This is a genomic window from Nocardia sp. NPDC002869 (assembly GCF_046764065.1).
GTDB lineage: Bacteria > Actinomycetota > Actinomycetes > Mycobacteriales > Mycobacteriaceae > Nocardia > Nocardia rhamnosiphila.
In genome coordinates this window covers 1-6,257 of record NZ_JBKOOL010000240.1, presented here as the reverse complement: position 1 = coordinate 6,257, position 6,257 = coordinate 1, and the positions used below count along the sequence as shown (strand labels likewise).

Sequence of the window (6,257 nt, the reverse complement as noted above, 5' to 3'; positions counted from 1 at the left end):
GCCGGGAATGCGTGATCGTGGCCAACGACGCCACGGTCAAGGGCGGCACCTATTACCCGGTCACCGTGAAGAAGCATCTACGCGCCCAGGAAGTGGCGCTGCACAACAACCTGCCGTGTGTGTACCTGGTGGACTCCGGAGGCGCCTACCTGCCCGAACAGGACGAGGTGTTCCCCGACCGCGAACATTTCGGCCGCATCTTCTACAACCAGGCCACCATGAGCGCCCGCGGTATCGCCCAGATCGCCGCGGTCCTCGGTTCGTGCACCGCGGGCGGAGCCTACGTCCCGGCCATGAGCGACGAAGCGGTGATCGTGCGCGATCAGGGCACGATCTTCCTGGGCGGCCCGCCGCTGGTGAAGGCGGCCACCGGTGAAGTGGTGACCGCGGAGGAACTCGGCGGCGGCGCCCTGCATTCCCGGACCTCCGGGGTCACCGACCATCTGGCCGACGACGACCGCGACGCCCTGCGCACGGTCCGCCGGATCATGGCGACCCTGGGCCCGCGCCCGGAACCGGTCTGGGAGGTGCGGCCCGCCCGCGAACCCGCCGCCCCCACCGACGAGCTCTACGACATCGTGCCCGCGGATCTGCGCACCCCCTACGACGTGCGCGAGGTGATCGCCCGCATCGTCGACGCGGACGAGTCCGGCGCCGCCGGGTTCCACGAGTTCAAGGCGGAGTACGGCACCACACTGGTCACCGGTTTCGCCCGTATCCACGGGCACCCGGTGGGCATCGTGGCCAACAACGGCGTGCTGTTCAGCGAATCCGCCATGAAGGGCGCGCATTTCATCGAACTGTGCGACAAACGCGCGATCCCGCTGCTGTTCCTGCAGAACATCACCGGTTTCATGGTCGGCCGCGACTACGAGGCCGGCGGTATCGCCAAACACGGCGCGAAGATGGTGACCGCCGTGGCGTGCGCGCGGGTCCCCAAACTGACCGTCGTGATCGGCGGTTCCTACGGCGCCGGGAACTACTCGATGTGCGGGCGCGCCTATTCGCCGCGTTTCCTGTGGATGTGGCCGAACGCCCGGATCTCGGTGATGGGCGGCGAACAGGCGGCGTCGGTACTGGCCACGGTGCGCGGTGACCAGCTCGACGGGAACGGGCAGCCGTGGAGCGAAACCGACCAGGAAGCGTTCAAGGAGCCGATCCGCCGCCAGTACGAAGAACAGGGCAATCCCTACTATTCGACGGCCCGGCTCTGGGACGACGGCGTCATCGACCCCGCCGATACCCGTACTGTCCTCGGGCTGGCGCTCTCGGTGTGCGCGCAGGCGCCGCTGGAACCGGTCTCCTACGGCGTCTTCCGGATGTGAGCACCATGCTGAACTCGAATCACCCCCTGCCCTTCGACACGGTGCTGGTGGCCAACCGCGGTGAGATCGCGGTACGGGTCATCCGGACGCTGCGGACCATGGGTCTGCGCTCGGTCGCCGTGTACAGCGACGCCGACGCCCGGGCCGCACATGTCCGGGCCGCGGATACCGCGGTTCGACTGGGTCCGGCCGCCGCCCGGGACAGCTATCTGAACATCGACCGCGTCGTCGACGCCGCCCGCCGCACCGGCGCCGGCGCGGTCCATCCCGGTTACGGATTCCTTTCCGAGAACGCCGCTTTCGCCGCCGCGCTGCACGCCGCCGGAATCGTCTTCCTGGGCCCGCCCGCCGCGGCGATCGAGATCATGGGCGACAAGATCACCGCGAAGACCACGGTCGCCGCGTCCGGTGTCCCCGTGGTGCCCGGGATCGCCGAACCCGGCCTGACCGACGAGCAGCTGGTCGCGGCGGCCGCCGAGATCGGTTTCCCGGTGCTGGTCAAACCATCCGCGGGGGGTGGCGGCAAAGGAATGCGCCGCGTCGACGAGCCCGCGGCGCTGCCCGCCGCGCTGGTCAGCGCCCGGCGCGAAGCGGCCGCGGCCTTCGGCGACGACACCCTGTTCCTGGAACGGTTCGTCACCCGGCCCCGCCATATCGAGGTGCAGATCCTGGCCGACACCCACGGCACCGTGCTGCATCTCGGCGAACGCGAATGCAGCCTGCAACGCCGGCACCAGAAGGTGATCGAGGAAGCGCCCTCACCCCTGCTCGACCCGGCCACCCGCGCCCGGATCGGCGCCGCTGCCTGCGCCACCGCGCGCAGCGTCGACTATGTGGGCGCGGGCACGGTGGAGTTCATCGTCTCCGCCGACCGGCCCGACGAATTCTTCTTCATGGAGATGAACACCCGCCTGCAGGTGGAGCATCCGGTCACCGAGATGATCACCGGTTTCGACCTGGTGGAATGCCAGGTCCGGATCGCGGCGGGGCAGCGGATCCGGCTGGCACAGGACGATATCCGGCTGCACGGCCATGCCGTCGAGGCCCGGGTGTACGCCGAGGACCCCGCCCGCGATTTCCTGCCCACCGGCGGCACCGTGCTGGATCTGGTGGAACCCGGCGGCCCGGGAGTCCGGGTCGATTCCGGGCTCGCGATCGGCACCGTGGTGGGCAGCGATTACGACCCGATGCTCGCCAAGGTCGTCGCGCACGGTCCCGACCGGGAGTCGGCGCTGGCCACTCTGGACCGGGCACTCGCCGAGACGGTGCTGCTCGGGGTCCGGTCGAATATCGACTTCCTGCGGTTCCTGCTGGCCGACCCGGATGTGGCGGCGGGCCGGCTGGACACCGCGCTGCTGGACCGGCGGGCCGGTGACTTCCACGCGCCGCCGGTCACCGACGATATCTTCGCGGCCGCGGCCGTGTACCGGTGGCTGCGCCGCTGGCCGACGGGTCCGGCGGACCCGTGGGAGCATCCGAACGGCTGGCGGCTCGGCGCACCGGCACCGATCCGGATCCGGCTGGCGGGCGGGGAGCGGGTGGTGCACGTCGACCTCACCGGTACCCCCGCGGCCGCCGAGGTGCGGATCGAAGACGGTGCGCCCGCGCGCGCCGCTGCCGCGCTCGGCCGAGACGATGCCGCCGCCGGACTGCCCACCGGAACCGTGGTCCACACGGTGACCCTCACGCTCGACGGGATACGCCGCGACTATCGGGTGGCGGAATCCGCGGACGCGATCTGGGTCGCCGGCGCGTCCGGGCCGGCCCTGCTGCGGGAACTGGCCGAGGAATCGGTGCGTGCGGGCGACGCCACCGCGCACGACGCCGAGATCCGCAGTCCCATGCCGGGAACGGTGCTCACCGTGACGGCGGAAACCGGGAAACCGGTGGCGGCCGGGGACCCGATTCTGGTGGTCGAGGCCATGAAGATGGAGCATTCGCTGACCGCGCCGCTGGCCGGCACCGTCGAGATACTCGTCGCGGCGGGCGCGCCGGTGCGGTTGGACGAAGTGCTCGCGCGGGTGCATCCGGAACCCGCGCCCGAGGCCGGCGAACCGGCCGATACCGCAGCCGAACCCGCTTCGAGCTGATCCGGCCCGGGTCCCGGCGAATCCACACCGAGAACGAGAAGAGACACAGGTGACCGATTTCCTGTCCACCGGCACGCTGCCCGAGCACTACCGCGACCTGGCACTGACCGTCCGGGATTTCGCGAACCAGGTGGTCGCCCCCGTGGCGGCGAAACACGATGCCGAGCACAGTTTCCCGTACGAAGTCGTCGCCGGGATGGCGAAGATGGGTCTGTTCGGCTTACCGTTCCCGGAAGAGTACGGCGGGATGGGCGGTGACTATTTCGCCCTCTGCCTGGCCCTCGAGGAACTCGGCAAGATCGACCAGAGCGTGGCCATCACCCTGGAGGCCGGGGTCTCGCTCGGCGCCATGCCGATCTTCCGTTTCGGCGACGAGAAACAGAAGCAGGAGTGGCTGCCGCGGCTGGCGAGCGGGCAGAATCTCGGCGCGTTCGGACTCACCGAGCCGGGCGCGGGCAGCGACGCCGGCGGCACCCGCACCACCGCGGTCGAAGACGGTGACAGCTGGGTGATCAACGGCAGCAAACAGTTCATCACCAACTCGGGCACCGATATCACCGCCCTGGTGACGGTGACGGCGGTGACCGGGCAGACCGGGGGCAAGAAGGAGATCTCCACCATCCTGGTCCCCACCGACACCCCCGGGTTCACCGCCGAACCCGCCTACAACAAGGTCGGCTGGAACGCCTCGGACACCCATCCGCTCACCTTCGACGATGTCCGGGTTCCGAAGGAGAACCTGCTCGGCGAACGCGGTCGCGGCTACGCCAACTTCCTGCGCATCCTCGACGAGGGCCGGATCGCCATCGCCGCGCTGTCGGTCGGGGCGGCCCAGGGTTGTGTGGACGAATGCGTGCGCTACGCCGGGGAGCGCGAAGCGTTCGGGAAGACGATCGGGAGCAACCAGGCGATCGCGTTCAAGATCGCCCGGATGGAGGCGCGCGCCCATACCGCCCGCACCGCCTACTACGACGCCGCCGCGCTCATGCTGGCCGGGAAACCCTTCAAGAAGCAGGCCGCCATCGCCAAACTGGTGGCCAGTGAGGCCGCCATGGACAACGCGCGCGACGCCACCCAGATCTTCGGCGGCTACGGGTTCATGAACGAATACCCGGTGGCCCGGCACTACCGGGACAGCAAGATCCTCGAGATCGGCGAGGGCACCACGGAAGTACAACTCATGCTGATCGGACGGGAGCTCGGCCTATGAGCGGCGAAAAGATCACCAAGGACGTCGACCACGACGTCTCCGGCCTGAAACGGGTGGTGCAGACCGGTCTGTGGTTCGAGGAGCTGGAGACCGGAGTGCTCTACGAGCACCGCCCCGGCCGGACCATGACCGAAACCGACAACGTCCTGTTCAGCACCCTCACGATGAACACTCAAGGCTTGCACATCGATAAAGCCTTCAGTGATGCCCAGGAGCCGTTCCACGAGCGGCTGGTGAACTCCCTGTTCACCCTGGGCACCATGATCGGGCAGGCGGTGGCGCATCTGACCCAGGGCACCACGGTCGCCAACCTCGGCTTCGAAGAGGTCAAGTTCCCGGCCCCGCTGTTCCACGGCGACACCGTGTACACCGAGACCGTCGTGCTCGACAAGAGGGAATCGAAGAGCCGGCCGGGTCAGGGCGTGGTCACCTTCCGCCACGTCGCCCGCAATCAGCACGGCACCGTGGTCGGGGTGGCCGTCCGCAACGCGCTGATCCGGTTGCGCCCGTCGGAAGAGCGGCCGTGAGCGCCGGCGGTGACAACACCTCGAGGGGGTGCCGGCGGTGACCGATCAATACAGCGCGGACGCCACCTGGCACTCCGCGGGCCCGGCATGGCTGTTCTGCCCCGCGGATCGCCCCGAGCGCTACCGCAAGGCCGCCGACGCCGCCGATGTGGTGATTCTCGATCTGGAGGACGGCGTCGCCCCCGCCGACAAACCCGCCGCCCGCGGCGCGCTCGTGGAGACCCCGCTCGACCCCGCGACCACCGTGGTGCGGGTGAACCCGGCCGGTACCCCCGACCACGACCTCGACCTGGAAGCCCTGCGGCACACCGGATACCGGCTGGTCATGCTGCCGAAAACCGAATCCGCCGACCAGGTCACCGGCCTCGGCGAATACCAGGTCTTCGCCCTGATCGAATCCCCTTCGGGAGCCCTGGCAATCCAGGAGATCGCCGCCGCGCCCAATACCCGCGGCGTGATGTGCGGCGTGGAGGACCTGGTCGCCGCCATGGGCGGCACCGGCACCCGGCGCCCTGACGGCAGCTACCGCGATGTGGCACGGCACCTGCGCAGCACCGGCCTGCTGGCCGCCAAGGCGCACCGGCGCCTCGCCCTGGACATGGTGTACCTGAATATCCGCGATCTCGACGGCCTGCGTGCCGAAGCGGAGGAGGCGGTGGCGGTGGGCTTCGATATCAAGGTCGCCATCCATCCCGCCCAGCTCCCGGTCATCCGCGCCGCCTACGCCCCGTCGCCCGCGGAACTGGACTGGGCCCGTGGCGTATTGGCCGCGGCCCCGAACCACCGCGGAGTCTTCGCCTACGAAGGCAGAATGGTGGACGCCCCCTTACTCCGTCACGCCGAACAACTCCTCCAGCGCAGCCCAGAATGAAACCCAGGCCCTCTCCAGAGAGTCAGCGTCCGTGGCCGGGCACGCCCCCGGTTCTGGAGCGACAGAGCGAAGGAGCGCAGCGACCGAGTGCGTGCAGTCCACAATCCATGGATCGGTGACCATTGAGCACTTACAGTGATGGGAGCCTCCCCAGGCCGGTCGAGGCGCACGACAGCATGCACCTTCTGTCTATTCCGGATGGTCTACCTCCATGGTCGGGGCCCGCCCCCGATT

At 69.3% G+C, this 6,257-nt stretch carries 5 protein-coding genes; all 5 read left to right on the top strand.

Annotated features, from left to right (window positions below; genetic code table 11):
- Positions 1 to 1,325, top strand: a 1,325-nt coding sequence (locus ACLML9_RS27165) for a carboxyl transferase domain-containing protein (RefSeq protein ID WP_411948177.1), incomplete at its 5' end; no start/stop codon positions are given.
- 5 nt (positions 1,326 to 1,330) lie between these two features.
- A complete protein-coding gene (locus ACLML9_RS27160; RefSeq protein WP_411948176.1) occupies positions 1,331 to 3,415 on the top strand; it encodes a biotin carboxylase N-terminal domain-containing protein in 2,085 nt (694 codons plus the stop codon).
- A 49-nt stretch (positions 3,416 to 3,464) separates the two neighbouring features.
- Positions 3,465 to 4,625, top strand: a complete 1,161-nt coding sequence (locus ACLML9_RS27155) for an acyl-CoA dehydrogenase family protein (protein WP_411948175.1) — start codon at positions 3,465 to 3,467, stop codon at positions 4,623 to 4,625.
- Positions 4,622 to 5,152, top strand: a complete 531-nt coding sequence (locus tag ACLML9_RS27150; protein WP_063131111.1) for a MaoC family dehydratase — start codon at positions 4,622 to 4,624, stop codon at positions 5,150 to 5,152. Before ACLML9_RS27155 ends, ACLML9_RS27150 begins: the two co-directional genes overlap by 4 nt.
- Before the next feature lie 37 nt (positions 5,153 to 5,189).
- On the top strand, positions 5,190 to 6,023 hold the full coding sequence (locus ACLML9_RS27145) for an HpcH/HpaI aldolase/citrate lyase family protein (protein WP_411948174.1): 834 nt from the start codon (positions 5,190 to 5,192) through the stop codon (positions 6,021 to 6,023).
- The last annotated feature ends 234 nt before the right edge of the window (positions 6,024 to 6,257 follow it).